The following is a 19,846-nucleotide window of genomic DNA, read 5'->3' as shown; positions in this document are numbered from 1 at the left end:
ATTGCAGGGCATCAAGGGCATCCTGTTCGACAAGGACGGGACACTGGTCGATTTCCAGAAGACATGGTTCGCCATCGGCGACCTGATGGCGCTGCAGGCAGCCGAAGGCGACCGCACAAGGGCGGACGCACTGCTGACGCTGGCCGGCTACGACTTCGACGGTCAACGCTTCAAGGCCGACTCCGTGTTTGCCGCCGGGACCAACGCAGAGATCGTGGCGCTGTGGTATCCCGACGCCAGCGAACAGGAGCGCCAAACCATCACCGCCGGGTTCAACACGATGACCGCCGAGGCGGGCGCGGCGGCGTCGGTGCCACTGCCGGGCAGCAAGGATGCCATCGCAGTGCTGCACGGCTCTGGCTTCCGGCTCGGCGTGGCGACCAACGATTCCACCAGTGGCGCCGAGCAGACGCTGCTGGCGCTCGGCATCGCCCAGATGTTCGACGCGGCCTACGGCTACGACGCGGTGGCCAACCCGAAGCCGGCGCCGGATGCAATCCACGCCTTTGCCGACCTCACCGGCCTCAAGCCCTCGGAGATCGCCATGGTGGGCGACAACCGGCACGACCTGGAGATGGCGCGGGCCGGCGGCGCTGGGCTGGCCGTGGCCGTGCTGAGCGGCACCGGAACCCGCGAAACGCTGGCGCCCATGGCCGACGTGATCCTCAATTCGGTGGCCGACCTGCCGGGCTTTCTGGGAACGATCTGACTTGTTCTCGGGGTGCGGCCGGCACAGGTCCACTCCGCTCCCCGATGGTTCGCATCGCAGGCTCGCGGCATGCCGCGAAGCCTGCGACGCAGATCTTCAGCCCCGCAGCTCCCGCCGCAGGATCTTACCCACGTTGGTCTTGGGCAGTTCGGTGCGGAACTCGATCAGCTTCGGGCGCTTGTAGCCGGTCAGGTTCTGCCGGCAATATTCCAGCAGGTCCTCGGCGGTCAGGTTGGGGTCCTTCTTGACCACGAACAGCTTCGGCACCTCGCCCGAATGCTCGTCCGGCACGCCCACAGCCGCGACCTCCAGCACGCCCGGGTGCTGCACCGCGACCTCTTCCAGCTCGTTGGGATAGACGTTGAATCCCGAAACGATGATCATGTCCTTCTTGCGGTCGACGATCTTGGTATAGCCGTGGCTGTCCATGAAGCCCATGTCGCCGGTGCGGAAGAAGCCATCCGCGGTCATCGCCTTGGCGGTTTCGTCGGGCCGGTTCCAGTAACCGGCCATGACCTGGGGGCCGCGAATGCAAATTTCACCGACTTCGCCCAGTGCCAACTCGTGGCCTTCCTCGTCGCGGATCGCGACCTCGGTCGAAGGCATCGGCAGGCCGATGGTGCCGGAAAACTCCTCAGCGTCGAAGCGATTGGCAGTCGCCACCGGCGAGGTCTCCGACAGGCCGTAGCCCTCGGAAACGGTGACGCCGGTCAGTTTCTTCCAGCGTTCGGCCACGGCACGCTGCACCGCCATGCCGCCCCCGAAGGTGAGAAACAGCGGCTTGAAGTCGAGCTTGCGGAACTCCTCGTTGTTCAGCAGCGCGTTGAATAGCGTGTTGAGGCCAGGGAAGACGTTAAAGGGATACTTCTTCAGTTCCTTGACGAAGCCGGGAATGTCGCGCGGGTTGGGGATCATGATGTTGTGCGCGCCCTGCTGGATGCCCATCAGCGCGTTCACCGTCAGCGCATAGATGTGGTAGAGCGGCAGCGCGCACACGAAGGTCAGCGTTGGTGGGCGCTGCCTCTTCGTGAAGGCCGTCTCCATCCAGATCATGTTCTGCACCACATTGGCCAGAATGTTGCGGTGGAGCAGGATGGCGCCCTTGGAAACGCCCGTTGTTCCGCCCGTATATTGCAGGAAGGCGACGTCGTCGCCGAACACCCTGGCGGGCTTGAAGTTGCGCGCGGCACCTTCCTTGAGCGCTGCCGGGAACTTGACATGCCCCGGCAGCGACCATGCGGGCACCATCTTCTTCACCCGCCGCACCACCAGGTTGACGATGTGGCCCTTGAGCCCGAGCATGTCGCCCATGGCCGCCACGACCACGTGCTTGACCGGCGTGCGGGCGATCACCCCCTGCAAGGTGGTGGCGAAGTTTTCGAGGATGATGATGGCTTCGGCACCGGAGTCCTTGAGCTGGTGCTCAAGCTCGCGCGGGGTGTAGAGCGGATTGACGTTGACCACCGTGTAGCCCGCGCGCAGAACTCCCAGCAGCGCAATCGGATATTGCAGCACGTTAGGCATCATCAGCGCCACACGGGCACCTGGCGCCAGCCCCTTCGACTGCAGATAAGCCCCGAAGGCCGCCGACAGTCGCTCAAGTTCGGCAAAAGTGATGGTCTTGCCCATGCAGGTGAAGCAGGGCCGGGTTGCATATTTCTTGGCGGCATCGACCACCAGGTCGCCGATGGAATTGAATTCGAGCGGCGGGATCTCCGCGGGGATGTTGGCCGGATAGCTGCTCAGCCATGGCTTGACCTCGTGCGGCGCAACAGCGCCGTCCGGAGCGGCAGGAGCCTTGGCGGGCGCTGCCGCTTTCGGCTTCGCCTGCTTCTTCGCCGTGCTGGAGGCGGACGCCTTTGGCTTGGCTGCACCGTCGGCCTTGGCGGCCTTTGCCGGCCTTTCCGCGGCGCGCGCCGCCGCTGCGGCCTTCGCCTTGCTTGGGGCAGGTTTTTCGTTCTTTGCGACCTTGCTGGCGACCGGCTTGGCAGTCGCAGGTTTCTTCACGGCCTTCTTGGCCGCAGTCTTTGCGGCTTTCGCGGCCGATGGCGCCGAGCTCGCGGTGCCGGCAGCCGCCTCGGCAACAGCGGGGCGAGAGGCCGAGCCGCCCGCGGTCTCAGCTTTCCTTGTCCGGCTTGCCCCCTTGGCCTCAGGCGCCTGCGCCGTCTTGGCGGCCGATGGTTTCCTTGCCTGCACCGGCTTCACCTTCTCGTCCACTTGCGCTTTCCCAGCCTTGTTGCTCGTGTTGGCCACCCCGTCCTCCCTCGCAGTTCTTCTCGTTTGCTTGGACGCCTACCCCTCGCGGACCCGCCCTCTCGAATTGTTGCGCCCCCGGATTTCCAAGTAGAATGCGTCTATATCCAATTTATGGCCACAACCAGCGCGCATGCAAGCCTTGCTCCCCTGCAACGGCAAGCAGTGGGGAACGGGCGCCTGAAAGCCCGGCGGACGTGGGTTTCCCGGCCCTCGAGGGCGCAAATTCGACATCCGTTGTCGTAACGTAAGCTGTCGAGGCACCACCCCAAAAGGAAAGACCATTTCGCAAGATGCGTCTTCATCGAAACAATGTAACCGCATGATGACAACATGTTGAAACATTGTTCCACCTTTCGCGCACGTTAAAACAAGGTGTTCCATAGGCTCGAAAACGATGCTTATATGCGGCCTCAAAGCCAGTTTGAGGGGCTTGGATCCATGACAGGGAGTGATCAATGATAAGGAAGCTGACTTTTGCAGCCGCACTCGCGGCTGCAACCGTCTTGGGCGGCGCGGCGAATGCCAAAACTCTGGTGTACTGCTCTGAGGCGTCGCCGGCAGGCTTTGACCCGTCTCCGTGGAGCGGCGGCAACGACTTCGACGCCTCTTCGCGCACCATCTATTCGCGTCTTGTCGAGTTCGAACACGGCAAGACCAGCCTCATGCCCGGCCTCGCCGAAAGCTGGACCGTCTCGGACGACGGCCTGGAATACACCTTCAAGCTTCGCCCCGGCGTGAAGTTCCAGACCACCGACTACTTCACCCCGACCCGCGACCTGAACGCCGACGACGTCGTCTTCTCGTTCGAGCGCCAGTGGAAGAAGGACAGCCCCTGGTACGAATACCTGCCCGGCACCGGCTGGGAGTATTTCACCGGCATGGGCTTCCCGGACCTGCTGAAGGAAGTCGTCAAGGTCGACGATCTGACGGTCAAGTTCGTTCTGAACAAGCCGGAAGTCGCCTTCCTGCCCGACCTCGGCATGGACTTCGCCTCGATCGTGTCGAAGGAATATGCCGACCAGCTGGAAAAAGAAGGCAATCTGCAGCAGTTCACCCAGAAGCCGGTCGGCACGGGTCCCTTCCAGTTCGTCGACTATCAGGTTGACGCCGTCATCCGCTACGCTGCCTGGGATGGTTACTTCGGCGGCCGCCAGAAGATCGACGACCTGATCTTCGCCATCACCCCCGATCCGGCGGTGCGCGCGCAGAAGCTCAAGGCCGGCGAATGCCACATCATGTCCTACCCGGCCCCGGCCGATATCGCTGGCCTGCAGGCTGACGAGAACCTCAAGGTCGACGAGCAGGAAGGCCTGAACATCGGCTACATGGCCTACAACACGACCGTGGCGCCCTTCGACAAGGCCGAGGTCCGCAAGGCCCTCAACATGGCCGTCAACAAGCAGGCCATCATCGACGCGGTCTACCAGGGCGCCGGCCAAGCGGCCGTGAACCCGATCCCGCCGACGATGTGGGGCTACAACACCGAGATCAAGGACGATCCGTACGATCCGGAAGCGGCCAAGAAGATGCTCGAGGAAGCCGGCGTCAAGGATCTTTCGATGAAGATCTGGGCCATGCCGGTCAGCCGCCCCTACAACCCGAACGCCCAGCGCGTGGCTGAGCTGATCCAGGCCGACTACGCCAAGATCGGCGTCAAGGCCGAGATCGTCAGCTACGAATGGACCGAGTATCGCGAACGCGGCAAGCAGAAGGATCGTGACGGCGCCTTCCAGCTCGGCTGGACCGGCGACAACGGCGATCCGGACAACTTCCTGTTCCTGCTCGGCTGCGATGCCATCGGCCAGTCCAACTACGCCATCTGGTGCAACAAGGAGTTCGAAGCCCTGCTGCAGAAGGGCAAGGCGACGACCGACCAGGCCGAGCGCACCAAGATCTACGAGGAAGCCCAGGTCGTCTTCAAGCGCGAAGCGCCGTGGCTGACCATCGCCCACTCGAAGGTCTTCATGCCCATGTCCAAGAAGGTCGAGGGCTTCGTGATGGATCCGCTCGGCATCCATCGTTTCGACGGCGTCGACATCGCCGAATAAGAAAAGCGAATAGGGGACGGCGCCCCTCAGGGGCGCCGTCTAGCCATCGCAATCACCATGTTCCGCTACATCCTCCACAAACTCGCCCTGATCGTTCCGACGATCTTCGGCATCTCGCTGGCCGCCTTCGCATTCGTGCGCCTGCTGCCCGGCGACCCGATCCTGGCCATGGCCGGGGAACGCGGCGTCAGCCCCGAACGCTACGCCGAACTGCTCGAACGCTTCGGCTACAACCGCCCGATCTGGGTTCAGTATTTCGACTACATCAGCAACGTCCTGCACGGCAATTTCGGCATTTCGCTTGCCACGAAGCGGCCTGTGATCGGCGAATTCCTGGCGCTGTTTCCGGCCACGCTTGAACTGGCGACGGTCGCCATGCTGCTTGCGGTCATCATCGGCATTCCCGCCGGCATCTTTGCGGCCGTCAAGCGCGGCTCCTGGTTCGATCAGATCACCATGGGCGCTGCCCTGACCGGCTATTCCATGCCGATCTTCTGGTGGGGCCTGCTGCTGATCATCTTCTTCTCCGGCACGCTGGGCTGGACGCCGGTTTCCGGCCGCATCGGCCTGCAATACTTCTTCCCGCCGGTCACCGGCTTCATGCTGATCGACAGCCTGCTGTCGGGCAAGAGCGGCGCCTTCTCGTCGGCCGTCAGCCATCTCATCCTGCCGTCGATCGTGCTGGCCACGATCCCGCTTGCCGTGATTGCGCGCCAGACGCGCTCGGCCATGCTGGAAGTGCTGGGCGAGGACTATGTGCGCACTGCCCGCGCCAAGGGCCTCGCGCCGCGCCAGGTCATCGGGCTGCATGCGTTCCGCAACGCGCTGATCCCGGTCGTGACCACGATCGGCCTGCAGGTCGGCACGCTGATGGCGGGCGCGATCCTCACCGAAACCATCTTCTCCTGGCCGGGCATCGGCAAGTGGATGATCGATTCCATCGGCAAGCGCGACTATGTCGTGGTGCAGAGCGGCCTGCTCTTGATCGCACTGATCGTCATGGCCGTGAACCTTGTCGTCGATCTCCTCTACGCCGTCATCAACCCCCGCATCCGCGTGCAGTGAGGCAAGGATGAGCAACGAAACCACTGTCATGCCGGCGGCCAAGCCAGCTGCCCGTCCAGGCGCTCTGGCCGAGTTCTGGCACTATTTCTCCATGAACCATGGGGCCGTCGTCGGTCTCGTCGTCTTCGCCCTGCTGGTGCTGGTCGCCGTCTTTGCGCCGCTGATTGCGCCGCACATGCCCAACGAGCAGTATCGCGACGCACTGCTGACGCCGCCGATGTGGTGGGCGAACGGCACCTCGAACTTCGTGCTCGGCACCGATGCGGTGGGCCGCGACATCCTCTCGCGGCTGATCTACGGCGCCCGCTACTCGCTGTTCATCGGTCTCGTGGTCGTGACCTTCGCCCTGATCAGCGGCATCATCCTCGGCCTGCTTGCCGGCTATTTCCGCGGTTGGGTCGACACGCTGATTATGCGCCTGATGGACATCATCCTGTCCTTCCCGTCGCTGCTTCTGGCGCTGGTGCTGGTGGCGATCCTGGGGCCTGGCCTGTTCAACGCCATGCTGGCCATCGCAGTCGTGCTGCAGCCGCACTTCGCCCGCCTGACGCGCGCTGCGGTGATGGCCGAGAAGAACCGCGAATATGTCGTCTCGGCCAAGGTGGCGGGCGCCGGGCACCTGCGCCTGATGCTGGTGACCATCCTGCCCAACTGCCTGGCACCGCTGATCGTGCAGGCGACGCTGTCCTTCTCCAACGCCATCCTCGAGGCGGCGGCACTTGGCTTCCTGGGCATGGGCGCACAGCCGCCGACGCCGGAATGGGGCACGATGCTGGCCGCGGCCCGCGAGTTCATCCTGCGCGCGCCCTGGGTGGTGACCTTCCCGGGTCTCGCCATCCTCATCACCGTGCTTGCCATCAACCTCATCGGCGACGGCCTGCGCGACGCCTTCGACCCCAAGCTGAAGAGGTCGTAAGATGCCGCTTCTTGAAATCAGGAACCTCAAAGTCTCCTTCGACACCAGCGCCGGCGAGTTCATCGCCGTGAAGGGCATCGATCTGTCGATCGAGCCGCGCGAGGTGCTGGCCATTGTGGGCGAGTCCGGCTCGGGCAAGTCCGTCTCGATGCTGGCGGTCATGGGCCTCCTGCCCAAAACGGCCAAGGTGGCCGCCGACAGCATGACCTTCAACGGTCAGGACCTGCTGGCCATGACGCCCGAGCAGCGCCGCAAGATCATCGGCCGCGACATCGCCATGATCTTCCAGGAGCCAATGGCGAGCCTCAACCCGTGCTTCACCGTCGGTTTTCAGATCGAGGAGGTGCTGCGCGTCCACATGAACATGGATCGCGCCCAGCGCCGCGCCCGCGCCATCGAGCTGTTCCAGCAGGTCGGCATTCCGGACCCGGCGGAACGGCTCAGCTCCTACCCGCACCGGATGTCGGGCGGGCAGTGCCAGCGCGTGATGATCGCCATGGCCATTGCCTGCAACCCCAAGCTCCTGATCGCCGACGAGCCGACCACCGCGCTCGACGTGACGATCCAGAAGCAGATCCTCGATCTTCTGATGGGCCTGCAGGCCGAGCACGGCATGGGGCTGATCATGATCACCCACAATATGGGCGTGGTCGCCGAAACGGCCGACCGCGTCGTCGTCCAGTACAAGGGACGCAAGATGGAAGAAGCCGACGTGCTCTCCCTGTTTGAATCGCCCAAGAGCAGCTACACCAAGGCGCTGCTGTCGGCCCTGCCCGACAACGCCACCGGCGACCGCCTGCCCACCATCTCCGACTTCGTGCTCGACGAGCCGGAAGGAGCGCTGGCATGAGCAACACCGTCCTCGAAGCCCGGCACCTGAAGCGCGACTACCACGTCGCTGGCGGGCTGTTCTCCAAGGCGCGCACCGTGCATGCGGTGAAGGGCGTGAGCTTCTCTGTCGAGAAGGGCAAGACTCTGGCCATCGTCGGCGAGAGCGGCTGCGGCAAGTCCACGCTGGCACGCATCATCACGCTGATCGATGCGGCGACCTCGGGCGAGCTGTTCATCGACGGCCAGAAGGTGGACATCGCGCGCGACGGGCTGACGCCCGAGCTGCGCCGCAAGGTGCAGATCGTGTTCCAGAACCCCTACGGCTCGCTCAACCCGCGCCAGAAGATCGGCGACGTGCTGGCCGAGCCGCTGAAGATCAACACCGACATGCCGGCTTCCGAGCGGCGCGACCGCGCCATGGCGATGCTGAAGAAGGTCGGGTTGGGCGAAGAACACTTCAACCGCTACCCGCACATGTTCTCCGGCGGCCAGCGCCAGCGTATCGCCATTGCGCGCGCGCTGATGCTGAACCCGAGCCTGCTTGTGCTGGACGAGCCGGTGTCGGCGCTGGACCTTTCGGTTCAGGCGCAGGTGCTGAACCTGCTTGCCGACCTGCAGGACGAGTTCAAGCTGACCTACGTCTTCATCAGCCACGACCTTTCGGTGGTGCGCTACATCGCCGACGAGGTGATGGTGATGTATTTCGGCGAGGCGGTGGAATATGGCACCCGCGACGAGGTGTTTTCCAACCCGCAGCACAGCTACACCAAGACACTGTTTGCGGCCACGCCCCGCGCGGATGTGGCAAGCATCAGGGCAAGGCTCGCGCGCAAGCAGGCGGCTTGAGAGCCAACGTCCCCCTCCCCTTGAGGGGAGGGTCGATCCGCGCAGCGGATCGGGAAGGGGTCATAGCGGCAGTGCGCCGGCCCTCCCTTTCAGAGTACAGAGGTGGGGTCGTTGCGACCGCGCTCGGCATGGACCAACCCCTCCCGGCCGGCCCTCCGCTATGGCTCCGGGCGTTCGTCGTTCGAAAAGCCAAATCGTTGGCTTTTCGTGGCCTTCGGCCACCACTCCTCACCCCCTCAAGCGAGAGGTGGGCGTTGGCGCTCAATGATTGTCCCGCGGAATACCCCTGGTCTGTGCCACGCGCTGATATTTCACTGCCGGCTTCAGCACCATGCCTTCCGAAAGCTGGTCGACCATGCCGCGCTGGATTTCCTGCCACGGCGTCTGGTGGGCCGGATAGGAGTAGCCGCCGTCGCCCTGTAGGGCGGCGCGGCGGCTTTGCAGTTCCTCGTCGCTGATCAGAATATCGGCCGTGCCCTCCCTGAGGTCGATCCGCACGCGGTCACCCGATTTCAGCAGCGCCAGGCCGCCGCCGACCGCGGCTTCCGGCGAGGCGTTGAGGATGGAGGGCGAGCCGGACGTGCCCGATTGCCGTCCGTCGCCGATGCAGGGCAGCGAGTGCACGCCCCTTTTGATGAGGTAATCTGGCGGCTGCATGTTCACCACCTCGGCACCGCCGGGGTAGCCGACGGGCCCTGCCCCGCGCATGAACAGCACCGTGTGCTCGTCGATGCCGAGCGCCGGATCGTCGATGCGGGCGTGATAGTCCTCCGGTCCGTCGAACACCATGGCCTTGCCCTCGAAGGCATCCGGGTCGGCCGGGTTCGACAGATAGCGCCCGCGGAACTCGGCTGAGATCACGCTGGTCTTCATGATCGCGCTGTCGAACAGATTGCCCTTGAGATTGATGAAGCCGGCATTTTCCTTCAGCGGGTCGGACACCGGGCGAATGACGTCAGGATTGAGGTTTTCGACCGCGGCGCAATTCTCGCCGATGGGGCTGCCGTTGGCGGTGACGGCGCCGGGATGCGGCAGCAGGCCGGCCTTCAGCAATTCCATCACCACCGCCGGCACGCCGCCGGCATGACAAAAATCCTCGCCCAGAAATTCGCCGGCCGGCTGCAGGTTCACCAAAAGCGGGATCTTGTGGCCGATGGCCTGCCAGTCGTCATTGTCGAGTTTTATGCCGAGATGGCGCGCAATTGCATTGAGATGAATCGGCGCGTTGGTGGAACCGCCGATCGCCGAATTGACGACGATGGCGTTCTCGAAAGCCTCGCGCGTCATGATGTCTGACGGCTTCAGGTCCTCGTGCACCATGGCCACGATGCGCTTGCCTGTCTCGTAGGCGATCTGGCCGCGCTCGCGATAGGGCGCGGGAATGGCGGCCGCTCCCGGCAGTTGCATGCCCAGTGCCTCGGCCAGGCTGTTCATGGTGGTGGCGGTGCCCATGGTGTTGCAATAGCCGACCGAGGGCGCAGAAGACGCAACGATCTCCATGAACTCATTATAGTCGATTTCGCCGGCCGACAGGCGCTGGCGCGATTCCCACACGATGGTACCCGAGCCCGTGCGCTTGCCCTTGTGCCAGCCGTTGAGCATCGGCCCGACCGACAGCGCAATCGCCGGAATGTTGACCGTGGCCGCCGCCATCAGCATGGCCGGCGTGGTCTTGTCGCAGCCAATGGTCAGCACCACCCCGTCGAGCGGATAGCCATAAAGCACCTCGACCAGCGACAGATAGGCAAGGTTGCGGTCGAGCGCTGCGGTGGGGCGTTTTCCGGTTTCCTGGATCGGATGGCAGGGAAACTCGAAGGGGATGCCGCCGGCGGCCACGATGCCCGCGCGCACGCGCTTGGCAAGCTCGATGTGATGGCGGTTGCAGGGCGAGAGGTCCGAGCCGGTCTGGGCGATGCCGATGAGCGGCTTGCCCGACTGCAGCTCCTCGCGGGTGAGGCCGTAGTTCAGGTAGCGCTCGAGATAGAGCGCGGTCATGCCCGGGTTGTCGGGATTATCGAACCATTCCTGCGAGCGGAATTTCCTGCGCGTGTTCGAACCGGCCATCAGCTTCTCCCGGAGGGCGACTATGAAATGGTTATGGCAAGGATTGCGGGGCCGCAAGAGGCGGCACCAAAGCGCCGCCGCCGGTTTTCGGACAGGGGAAGACGAAGACGGCGGGAAGATGGTATCAGCGCAGGTGAGTGGAAGAGGAATGCTTGTATGACCCTGATCGACGACCGCCTCTATATCGACCCCGAGCTGGTTCAGTTCTACGACCTCGAGAATGAAGGCGGCGCGGATCAAGACTATTGCATCGCCTTTGCCGAGGGCGCGAGTAGCGTGCTCGACCTCGGCTGCGGCACCGGGCAGGTAGCGGTGGCGCTCGCGCCCGGCCGCGATGTCACCGGCGTCGACCCGGCGGCGGCCATGCTGGACGTGGCACGCGGCCGGCCAGGCGGCGAGAGCGTGGAGTGGGTGGAGGCCGATGCGCGCCATCTGCGGCTCGGCAAAAAGTTCGACCTGGTGCTGCTGACCGGCCATGCCTTCCAGGTGTTCCTGTCCGCGGAAGACCAGCGGGCGGTGCTGGAAACCATCGCAGCCCATCTCGCGCCGGAAGGGCGCTTCATCTTCGACAGCCGCAACCCGGCGGCGCGGGAATGGCTGGAATGGGTGCCGGAAGAATCGCAGCGTTTTGTCGAGCATCCGCGCCTCGGCACGGTGCAGGCCTGGAACGACGCCGCGTGGGACGAAGCGGCCGGGATAGTGACCTACGACACCTTTTACGAGGCGGCTGGCGGCCGGCGTTTCCACGCGCAGTCGAAAATCGCCTTTCCGGGCAAGGACGCGTTGGCGAAGATGCTGGGCGAGGCCGGCCTTGCCGCCGACCGCTGGCTGGGCGACTGGCACGGCGCGCCATGGACGCCGGCCTCGCGCGAAATCATCCCGATCGGGCGGCTGCGCTGAGCCCGGCGGCGCTCGCAGCACTTTGGTGCGATAGACAAGAAACTCCGCCTCCGTTACCCCTTCGGCGAGGAATCCATTCGGGAGGAAACAATGGCCCTCGTCATCGAAGGTGAAGAACGCATCGCCGCGCCCGTGCAGAAGGTGTGGGAATCGCTGAACGACCCCGAAGTGCTGAAGGAATGCATTCCCGGCTGCCAGGACCTGGAGATGAAATCGCCCACCGAAATGGCCGCCACCGTGGTACTCAAGATCGGCCCGATCAAGGCGACCTTCGCCGGCGAGGTGACGCTGACGAACCTGAAGCCGCCGCACTCCTACACCATCTCCGGCGAGGGCAAGGGCGGTATTGCAGGCTTTGCCAAGGGCGGCGCCGACGTGACCTTGTGCGAGGATGGCCCCGACACCACCATCCTCAAATACGAGGCCAAGGCCGATGTCGGCGGCAAGATCGCCCAGCTCGGCAGCCGGCTGATCATGTCGACTTCGAAGAAGCTCGCCGGCCAGTTCTTTTCCAGTTTTGGAGAAAAGGTGGGCGCGGGGTAACCACAGCAGGTTGCTGATCGCATAGCGTCTTCCCCCACTCCGTCGCGCTTCGCGCGCCACCTCTCCCCCCTCCGGAGGGAGAGGAAGGGCGCCCAGCTTCGTCGGTTCGCGCCTTTCCTCTCCCCCGTCGAACGGGGGAGAGGTGGTCCGCGAAGCGGATCGGAGTGGGGGTCGATCAGCGCCTCACTCAAACACGATGTTCGGCACTGCAGCCTCGGCCACGCCGCGCTCTTCCTGAACCCGCGTCCAGACCTTGCCGGCGATGTCGCGATAAATCCTGGCCTCAAGCCCGTCGGGCTTGGAGACGACCACAGGCGCGCCGGCGTCCGAGCTTTCGCGGATGCCCATTTCCAGCGGCACCTCGCCGAGGAAGGTGACGCCCAGGCGCTCGGCTTCCTTCTTCGCGCCGCCATGGCCAAAAATGTCGTAGCGCTTGCCGGTATCGGGCGCCACGAAGTAGCTCATGTTCTCGACGATGCCGAGCAGCGGCACGTCGACCTTCTTGAACATGTTGAGCCCCTTGCGCGCGTCGATGAGCGCCAAGTCCTGCGGCGTCGAGACGATGACGGCGCCGGCCAGCGGCACCTGCTGGGCCATGGTGAGCTGGGCGTCGCCGGTGCCGGGAGGCATGTCGACCACCAGCACGTCGAGCGGCCCCCAATCGACCTCGCGCAGCATCTGCGTGAGTGCCGACATCACCATCGGCCCGCGCCAGATCATCGGCGTCTCCTCGTCGACGAGGAAGCCCATGGACATGACCTTGAGCCCGTATTTCTCCATCGGCTTCAGCACCCGACCGTCCACCGTCTGGGGCCGGCCGTGCAGGTTGAGCAGCTTGGGCATGGAGGGGCCGTAGATGTCGGCATCGAGCACGCCGACCCTCAAGCCATTGGCCGCAAGGCCGAGCGCGATGTTGATGGCGGTGGTCGACTTGCCGACGCCGCCCTTCCCGGAAGCCACCGCGATGATCGCCTCGATGCCGGGCACGCCGCGCTTGCCCGGTTGATGGCCGGCGGGCGCGTGGGGTGCGGGTCGGGGCGGCGTGGCAGGCGCTGCCGGGCGGGGCGGAACGGGCCGTGGCGGCGCGCTTTCCATGCCGCCGCCCTTCTTCTCGGCCGTCAGCGCCACCATGGCGCTGACGACGCCGGGGATGGACTTCACGGCGCGCTCGGCAGCGGCGCGCAACGGTTCCAGTTCCTGCGCGCGGGCGGCCGGAACGGTGATGGAGAAAAAGACCTTGCTGTCGGCGACGAAGATTTCCGAGACCAGCCCAAGGCTGACGATGTCGCCTTCAAGATCGGGGCCCTTGATCGTGCTGAGCTTTTCGAGAACGGCTTCTCTGGTCACTGACATGATGCTTCTTCTCTTCCGGTGTTTAGCTTGAGATAATGCATATCGTCGCCGGAACCAAGCGCCCGGCTCTCGAGGCGGCCAGAGGTCGCGCTCCCCCATCATTGCATATGGATGCAATCGGCCTTGTACCCCCACCCCTAACCCCTCCCCACAAGGGGGAGGGGAATTCTGCTGCATGACCGTCCGGCACCAACCATCACCGTTCTTGGCGTGCACGGTGACAAAGCGGTCCCCCTCCCCCTTGTGGGGAGGGGTTAGGGGTGGGGGTACTTCAAATGCCCTGCCCTGAAATGGAGGCGGAAATGCCGAGCGAAGCGAGGAGTGGGCGATCGAAGTCGATCACAGCCTGGCAGCGTCCGTTCCTTCTGGCGCTCCGGCTGCCAACCGGCTAGTTTCACCGCATGATCGACAAGCTCGAATTCTTCCTGGCGCTGGCCAAGGAGCAGCACTTTGGTCGCGCGGCCGAGGAATGCGGCGTGACACAGCCCACCCTTTCGGCCGGCATCAAGCAGCTGGAAGACCAGCTCGGCGTGATGCTGGTGCAGCGCGGCTCGCGTTTCCAGGGCCTGACACCTGAAGGCAGCCGCGTGCTGGAATGGGCACGCCGCATCGTCGGCGACACCCGCACCATGCGCGAGGAGATGCGCGCGGCGCGCCACGGCCTCTCCGGCCATGTGCGCATCGCCGCCATTCCCACAGCACTTGCCATGACGCCGCGGCTGACGACGCCCTTCCACGAAAAGCACCCGGCGGTGACCTTTTCCATCATCTCGCGCACTTCCATCGAGGTGCTGACGCTTCTGGAAAACCTCGAGGCCGACATCGGCATCACCTATCTCGACAACGAGCCGCTTGGCCGAGTCGCCTCGGTGCCGCTCTATTCGGAGCGCTACCAGCTCATCACTGCGGCGGGCACGCCGTTTTCGGACCGAAAATCTGTGACCTGGGCCGAGGTGAGCACGCTGCCGCTGTGCCTGCTGACGCCGGACATGCAGAATCGCCGCATCATCAACCGGCATCTGGAGGAAGCCGGCGTTAAGGCGCAAACCACGCTCGAATCGAATTCGATGATCGTGCTGTTCTCGCATATCCGCACCGGCAAATGGGCGTCGATCATGCCGCTCAATCTGGCCGAAACCTTCGGCTTTGCGGAACCCATCCGCGCCATTCCCATCGTCGAGCCGGATGCAAGCCATCTGGTGGGCCTGGTGGCCGCGCACCGGGAGCCGAACACGCCGATCGTTTCGGCGCTGATGCATGAGGCGCGTCTGCTTGCGGCAAGCCTTGTCGCCCTTCAATAGAATTTTTCTATCGATCAACGAAACTGCTATATTGATTACGCTTTCCCGTTCTGAATAGCTTTGCCCGTTTCAGAAAGGGAGGGCGCTGCATGGCTATGCAGTCGGCAGGTACCGACATCGCCGCCAGGGCAAGATCGGTCATCGACGAGTTCAAGGATCTGGAAGGCCCTCTGCTTCCGATTCTCCACGGCATCCAGGAAGAATTCGGCCACGTGCCGTCTGAGACCGTTCCGGTCATCGCCGAGGCGCTGAACCTGTCGCGCGCGGAAGTGCACGGCGTGGTCACCTTCTATCACGACTATCGCAGCCAGCCTGCCGGTCGGCACGTGCTGAAGCTTTGCCGCGCCGAGGCCTGCCAGTCGATGGGCGCCGACGCCATCGCCGCGCAGATCAGCCAGGCGCTGGGCATCGGCTTCCATGAGACGGCCAAGGACGATTCGGTGACGCTGGAGCCGGTGTTCTGCTTGGGCCTCTGCGCCTGCGCCCCGGCGGCCATGCTGGACGGCGAGGTCATCGGGCGGCTCGACGCCGACAAGATCGAAGAAATCGTCGCGGAGGTGCGCTCGTGACCGTCACCATCTACGTTCCGGGTGATTCCGGCGCGCTGGCGCTCGGCGCTGAAAAGGTAGCCAAGGCAATCGAGGCCGAGGCTCTTTCGCGCGGCATCGATGCGCGGATTGTGCGCAACGGCTCGCGCGGCCTCTACTGGCTGGAGCCGATGGTGGAAGTGGCCACCGACGCCGGCCGCGTGGCCTATGGCCCGGTCTCGGCCAAGGACGTGCCAACGCTGTTCGACGCCGGCCTGGTGTCCGGCGGCCAGCACAAGCTTTCGCTGGGCGACCCTGAAAAGATTCCCTTCCTCGCCAAACAGACGCGCCTGACCTTCGCGCGTTGCGGCATCACCGATCCGGTGTCGCTGGAAGACTATGAAGTGCATGGCGGCCTCACCGGCCTGCGCAATGCGGTGAAGATGATCCCGGCCGACATCGTCAAGCAGGTGACCGATTCGGGCCTGCGCGGACGCGGCGGCGCTGGCTTCCCCACCGGCATCAAGTGGAAGACGGTTCTCGATACGGCGGCCGAGCAGAAATACATCGTCTGCAACGCCGACGAAGGCGACTCGGCCACCTTCGCCGACCGCATGATCATGGAAGGCGACCCCTTCGTGCTCATCGAGGGCATGGCGATTGCCGGCCTCGCCACCGGCGCGACCAAGGGTTTTGTCTATATCCGCTCCGAATATCCGCACGCGATTGCGGTGATGAACAAGGCCGTGCAGGTGGCGCGCAGCGCCGGCATTCTCGGCAAGAGCGTCCTCGGGTCCTCCCAAGGCTTCGACCTCGAGATCCGTTCCGGCGCCGGCGCTTATGTCTGCGGCGAGGAAACCTCGCTGCTTAACAGCCTGGAAGGCAAGCGCGGCGTGGTGCGCGCCAAGCCGCCGCTGCCGGCGATCCAGGGCCTGTTCGGCAAGCCCACCGTCATCAACAACGTGATCTCGTTGGCCTCGGTGCCGATCATCATGGACAAGGGCGCGGAATATTACCGCGACTTCGGCATGGGCCGCTCGCGCGGCACCATCCCGATCCAGATCGCCGGCAATGTCAAGCATGGCGGCCTTTTCGAGGTGGCCTTCGGCCTGACGCTGGGCGAGATCGTCGACGAGATCGGCGGCGGCACCGCCACCGGCCGGCCGGTGAAGGCGGTGCAGGTGGGCGGCCCGCTGGGCGCTTACTTCCCGCGCACGCTGTTCGACACGCCGTTCGACTACGAGGAATTTGCCAAGCGCGACGGCCTGATCGGCCACGCCGGCATCACCGTGTTCGACGACAGCGCCGACATGCTGAGAATGGCGCGCTTTGCCATGGAGTTCTGCGCCATCGAAAGCTGCGGCAAGTGCACGCCCTGCCGCATCGGATCGACGCGCGGCGTGGAGACGCTGGACAAGGTGGCGGGCGGCATCGAGCCCGAGAAGAACCTCGCGCTGGTCACCGACCTCTGCAACACGATGAAGTTCGGCTCGCTTTGCGCGCTCGGCGGCTTCACCCCCTACCCGGTCATGAGCGCACTCACCCACTTCCCCGAAGATTTCCGGCCGGTCCCGGTCGCCCAGGCAGCGGAATAGGAGTCAGAACCATGGGTCTCGTCCACGAAATCGACTACGGCACCCCTGCCTCCCGTTCGGAAAAGCAGGTCACGCTGACCGTCGACGGCTTTTCGGTGACCGTGCCTGAGGGCACTTCGATCATGCGCGCCTCGATGGAGGCCGGCATCCAGGTCCCGAAGCTTTGCGCCACCGATATGGTCGACGCCTTCGGCTCGTGCCGGCTTTGCCTGGTCGAGATCGAGGGCCGCGCCGGCACGCCGGCCTCGTGCACCACGCCCGTCATGCCTGGCATGGTGGTCCATACCCAGACCAGCCGCCTGAAGGACATCCGCAAGGGCGTGATGGAGCTCTACATCTCCGACCATCCGCTGGACTGCCTGACCTGCGCGGCCAATGGCGACTGCGAGTTGCAGGACATGGCGGGTGCAGTGGGCCTGCGCGACGTGCGCTACGGCCATGAAGGCGAGAACCACGTCCGCGCCAAGAACGACGGCGTCCAGAACTTCAAGTGGATGCCCAAGGACGAATCGAATCCCTATTTCACATACGACCCGTCCAAGTGCATCGTCTGCTCGCGCTGTGTGCGGGCCTGCGAAGAGGTGCAGGGCACCTTTGCGCTGACCATCGAAGGCCGCGGCTTCGACAGCCGCGTTTCGCCGGGCGCGCACCAGCTGTTCCTCGACTCCGAATGCGTGTCCTGCGGCGCCTGCGTGCAGGCCTGCCCGACGGCGACGCTGACGGAAAAGTCGGTCATCCAGATCGGCCAGCCTGAGCATTCGGTCGTTACAACTTGCGCCTACTGCGGCGTCGGCTGCTCGTTCAAGGCCGAGATGCGCGGCGAAGAGTTGGTGCGCATGGTGCCCTACAAGGACGGCAAGGCCAATCGCGGCCATAGCTGCGTCAAGGGCCGCTTCGCTTATGGCTATGCCACGCACAAGGAGCGCATCCTCAACCCGATGATCCGCGAAAAGATCACCGACCCGTGGCGCGAAGTGTCATGGGAAGAGGCGCTGACCCACACCGCCAACGAGTTCCGCCGCATCCAGTACCAGTACGGTCGCGGCGCCGTGGGCGGCATCACCTCCTCGCGCTGCACCAACGAGGAGACCTATCTCGTCCAGAAGCTGATCCGCCAGGGTTTCGGCAACAACAACGTCGACACCTGCGCCCGCGTTTGCCACTCGCCGACCGGCTACGGCCTCGGCCAGGCCTTCGGCACCTCGGCAGGCACGCAGGACTTCGACTCGGTCGAGCACACCGATGTCGTGATCGTCATCGGCGCCAACCCGGCATCGGCCCATCCGGTGTTCGCATCGCGGCTGAAGAAGCGGCTGCGCGCCGGCGCCAAGCTGATCGTCATCGATCCGCGCCGCACCGAGATGGTGAAGTCGCCGCATATCGAGGCGGCGTACCACCTGGCGCTGAAGCCGGGCACCAACGTGGCAGTGATGACCGCGCTGGCGCATGTCATCGTCACCGAAGGGCTCTATGACGAGGCCTTCATTCGCGAACGCTGCGACTGGTCGGAATTCGAAGACTGGGCGTCCTTCGTCGCCGAGCCGCAGAACTCGCCGGAAGAGGTCGAGAAGCTGTCGGGCGTTCCGGCCGAGACGATCCGCGGCGCGGCCCGCCTCTATGCCCGCGGCGGCAACGGCTCGATCTATTACGGCCTGGGCGTGACTGAGCACAGCCAGGGCTCGACCACCGTCATGTCTATCGCCAACCTTGCCATGGCCACCGGCAATATCGGCCGGCCGGGCGTGGGCGTGAACCCGCTGCGCGGCCAGAACAACGTGCAGGGCTCGTGCGACATGGGCTCCTTCCCGCACGAACTGCCGGGCTATCGCCACGTTTCGGGCGACGCGGTGCGCGACATCTATGAGAGCCTGTGGGGCGTGAAGCTCGACAACGAACCGGGCCTGCGCATTCCCAACATGCTGGACGCGGCGGTCGAAGGTACGTTCAAGGGCATCTACATCCAGGGCGAGGACATCCTTCAGTCCGACCCGGACACCAAGCACGTCGCGGCTGGCCTCGCCGCCATGGAATGCGTGGTGGTGCAGGACCTGTTCCTCAACGAGACGGCCAACTACGCCCACGTCTTCCTGCCGGGCTCGACCTTCCTCGAGAAGGACGGCACCTTCACCAACGCCGAACGCCGTATCAACCGCGTTCGCCGCGTGATGAGCCCGAAGAACGGCTATGCCGACTGGGAAGTGACGCAGAAGCTCGCCCAGGCCATGGGCGTGAACTGGAACTACCAGCACCCGTCCGAGATCATGGACGAGATTGCCAAGACCACGCCGACCTTCGCCGGCGTCTCCTACGACTATCTGGAGAAGATGGGCTCGGTTCAGTGGCCGTGCAACGAGAAGGCGCCGGAAGGCACGCCGGTCATGCATCTCGACGGCTTCGTGCGCGGCAAGGGCAAGTTCATCCGCACCGAATATGTCGCGACCGACGAGAAGACCGGGCCGCGCTTCCCGCTGCTGCTCACCACCGGCCGCATCCTGAGCCAGTACAATGTCGGCGCGCAGACCCGCCGCACCGACAACGTGGTGTGGCACGACGAAGACCGGCTGGAGATCCACCCGCATGACGCCGAAAACCGCGGCATCCGCGAGGGCGACTGGGTGCGGCTGGCCAGCCGCTCGGGCGAGACGACGCTGCGCGCGCTGATCACAGACCGCGTGGCGCCGGGCGTGGTCTACACCACCTTCCACCACCCGACCACGCAGGCCAACGTCATCACCACCGACTTCTCCGACTGGGCTACCAACTGTCCGGAGTACAAGGTCACTGCCGTTCAGGTCACGCCGTCCAACGGCCCGTCCGAGTGGCAGGTGGAATATGAGGAGCAGGCCCGCCAGAGCCGGCGCATCGCGCTGGAAGCAGCGGAGTAAGGCGGCT

General features: G+C 64.6%; 15 protein-coding genes. 12 read left to right on the top strand and 3 right to left on the bottom strand.

Annotated features, from left to right (window positions below; translation table 11 throughout):
• Nucleotide 1 precedes the first annotated feature (1 nt).
• Nucleotides 2-709: an HAD family hydrolase gene (locus ABLE86_RS05195; RefSeq protein WP_348777872.1), complete on the top strand. Its 708-nt coding sequence runs from the start codon at nucleotides 2-4 to the stop codon at nucleotides 707-709.
• Nucleotides 710-805: 96 nt separating this feature from the next.
• Here ABLE86_RS05195 and ABLE86_RS05190 read toward each other — a convergent pair whose 3' ends face one another.
• A complete protein-coding gene (locus ABLE86_RS05190) occupies nucleotides 806-2,926 on the bottom strand; it encodes a long-chain fatty acid--CoA ligase (RefSeq protein ID WP_348777871.1) in 2,121 nt (706 codons plus the stop codon).
• Between the two features lie 494 nt (nucleotides 2,927-3,420).
• Between ABLE86_RS05190 and ABLE86_RS05185 the strand changes: the two genes are divergently transcribed.
• From ABLE86_RS05185 to ABLE86_RS05165, 5 genes are read left to right on the top strand one after another with little or no spacing between them, the layout of a single operon-like run.
• Nucleotides 3,421-5,013 (top strand): ABC transporter substrate-binding protein, encoded by a 1,593-nt coding sequence (locus ABLE86_RS05185; RefSeq protein ID WP_348777870.1) that lies wholly within the window; start codon nucleotides 3,421-3,423, stop codon nucleotides 5,011-5,013.
• Between the two features lie 57 nt (nucleotides 5,014-5,070).
• Nucleotides 5,071-6,078, top strand: a complete 1,008-nt coding sequence (locus tag ABLE86_RS05180; protein ID WP_348777869.1) for an ABC transporter permease subunit — start codon at nucleotides 5,071-5,073, stop codon at nucleotides 6,076-6,078.
• 7 nt (nucleotides 6,079-6,085) lie between these two features.
• The gene (locus tag ABLE86_RS05175) at nucleotides 6,086-6,994 is read left to right on the top strand and encodes an ABC transporter permease subunit (protein WP_348777868.1); all 909 of its coding nucleotides are present in this window, start codon (nucleotides 6,086-6,088) and stop codon (nucleotides 6,992-6,994) included.
• Nucleotide 6,995: 1 nt separating this feature from the next.
• Nucleotides 6,996-7,844: an ABC transporter ATP-binding protein gene (locus tag ABLE86_RS05170; RefSeq protein WP_348777867.1), complete on the top strand. Its 849-nt coding sequence runs from the start codon at nucleotides 6,996-6,998 to the stop codon at nucleotides 7,842-7,844.
• A complete protein-coding gene (locus ABLE86_RS05165; protein ID WP_348777866.1) occupies nucleotides 7,841-8,671 on the top strand; it encodes a dipeptide ABC transporter ATP-binding protein in 831 nt (276 codons plus the stop codon). Before ABLE86_RS05170 ends, ABLE86_RS05165 begins: the two co-directional genes overlap by 4 nt.
• Nucleotides 8,672-8,932: 261 nt before the next feature.
• Here ABLE86_RS05165 and ABLE86_RS05160 read toward each other — a convergent pair whose 3' ends face one another.
• Nucleotides 8,933-10,735 carry an IlvD/Edd family dehydratase gene (locus tag ABLE86_RS05160; protein ID WP_348777865.1) on the bottom strand — a complete coding sequence of 601 codons (1,803 nt, stop codon included), beginning with the start codon at nucleotides 10,733-10,735 and terminating at the stop codon, nucleotides 8,933-8,935.
• A 165-nt stretch (nucleotides 10,736-10,900) separates the two neighbouring features.
• Here ABLE86_RS05160 and ABLE86_RS05155 point away from each other — a divergent pair, with 165 nt between their 5' ends.
• Together ABLE86_RS05155 and ABLE86_RS05150 are read left to right on the top strand one after the other, a co-directional pair.
• Nucleotides 10,901-11,635: a class I SAM-dependent methyltransferase gene (locus ABLE86_RS05155; protein ID WP_348778571.1), complete on the top strand. Its 735-nt coding sequence runs from the start codon at nucleotides 10,901-10,903 to the stop codon at nucleotides 11,633-11,635.
• Between the two features lie 90 nt (nucleotides 11,636-11,725).
• A complete protein-coding gene (locus ABLE86_RS05150; protein WP_348777864.1) occupies nucleotides 11,726-12,178 on the top strand; it encodes a carbon monoxide dehydrogenase subunit G in 453 nt (150 codons plus the stop codon).
• A 183-nt stretch (nucleotides 12,179-12,361) separates the two neighbouring features.
• Here the strand turns inward: ABLE86_RS05150 and ABLE86_RS05145 are convergent, their stop codons facing one another.
• Nucleotides 12,362-13,531: an Mrp/NBP35 family ATP-binding protein gene (locus ABLE86_RS05145; RefSeq protein ID WP_348777863.1), complete on the bottom strand. Its 1,170-nt coding sequence runs from the start codon at nucleotides 13,529-13,531 to the stop codon at nucleotides 12,362-12,364.
• Nucleotides 13,532-13,932: 401 nt separating this feature from the next.
• Between ABLE86_RS05145 and ABLE86_RS05140 the strand changes: the two genes are divergently transcribed.
• The 4 genes from ABLE86_RS05140 (at nucleotide 13,933) to fdhF (ending at nucleotide 19,839) form a co-directional block, all read left to right on the top strand.
• Nucleotides 13,933-14,832 (top strand): LysR family transcriptional regulator, encoded by a 900-nt coding sequence (locus ABLE86_RS05140; protein ID WP_348777862.1) that lies wholly within the window; start codon nucleotides 13,933-13,935, stop codon nucleotides 14,830-14,832.
• Nucleotides 14,833-14,921: 89 nt separating this feature from the next.
• Entirely contained in the window at nucleotides 14,922-15,401 is a 480-nt protein-coding gene (locus tag ABLE86_RS05135) for a formate dehydrogenase subunit gamma (RefSeq protein WP_348777861.1), read from the top strand.
• Nucleotides 15,398-16,954: an NADH-quinone oxidoreductase subunit NuoF gene (locus ABLE86_RS05130; RefSeq protein ID WP_348777860.1), complete on the top strand. Its 1,557-nt coding sequence runs from the start codon at nucleotides 15,398-15,400 to the stop codon at nucleotides 16,952-16,954. The genes ABLE86_RS05135 and ABLE86_RS05130 overlap by 4 nt, the downstream gene beginning before the upstream one ends.
• A gap of 11 nt (nucleotides 16,955-16,965) precedes the next feature.
• A complete protein-coding gene (fdhF, locus tag ABLE86_RS05125; RefSeq protein ID WP_348777859.1) occupies nucleotides 16,966-19,839 on the top strand; it encodes a formate dehydrogenase subunit alpha in 2,874 nt (957 codons plus the stop codon).
• The last annotated feature ends 7 nt before the right edge of the window (nucleotides 19,840-19,846 follow it).

The organism is Mesorhizobium sp. KR2-14 (genome assembly GCF_040049255.1).
Taxonomy (GTDB): Bacteria; Pseudomonadota; Alphaproteobacteria; order Rhizobiales; family Rhizobiaceae; genus Pseudaminobacter.
Note: the sequence above shows the minus strand (reverse complement) of the source record. Positions and strands in the feature narration are given on the sequence as shown.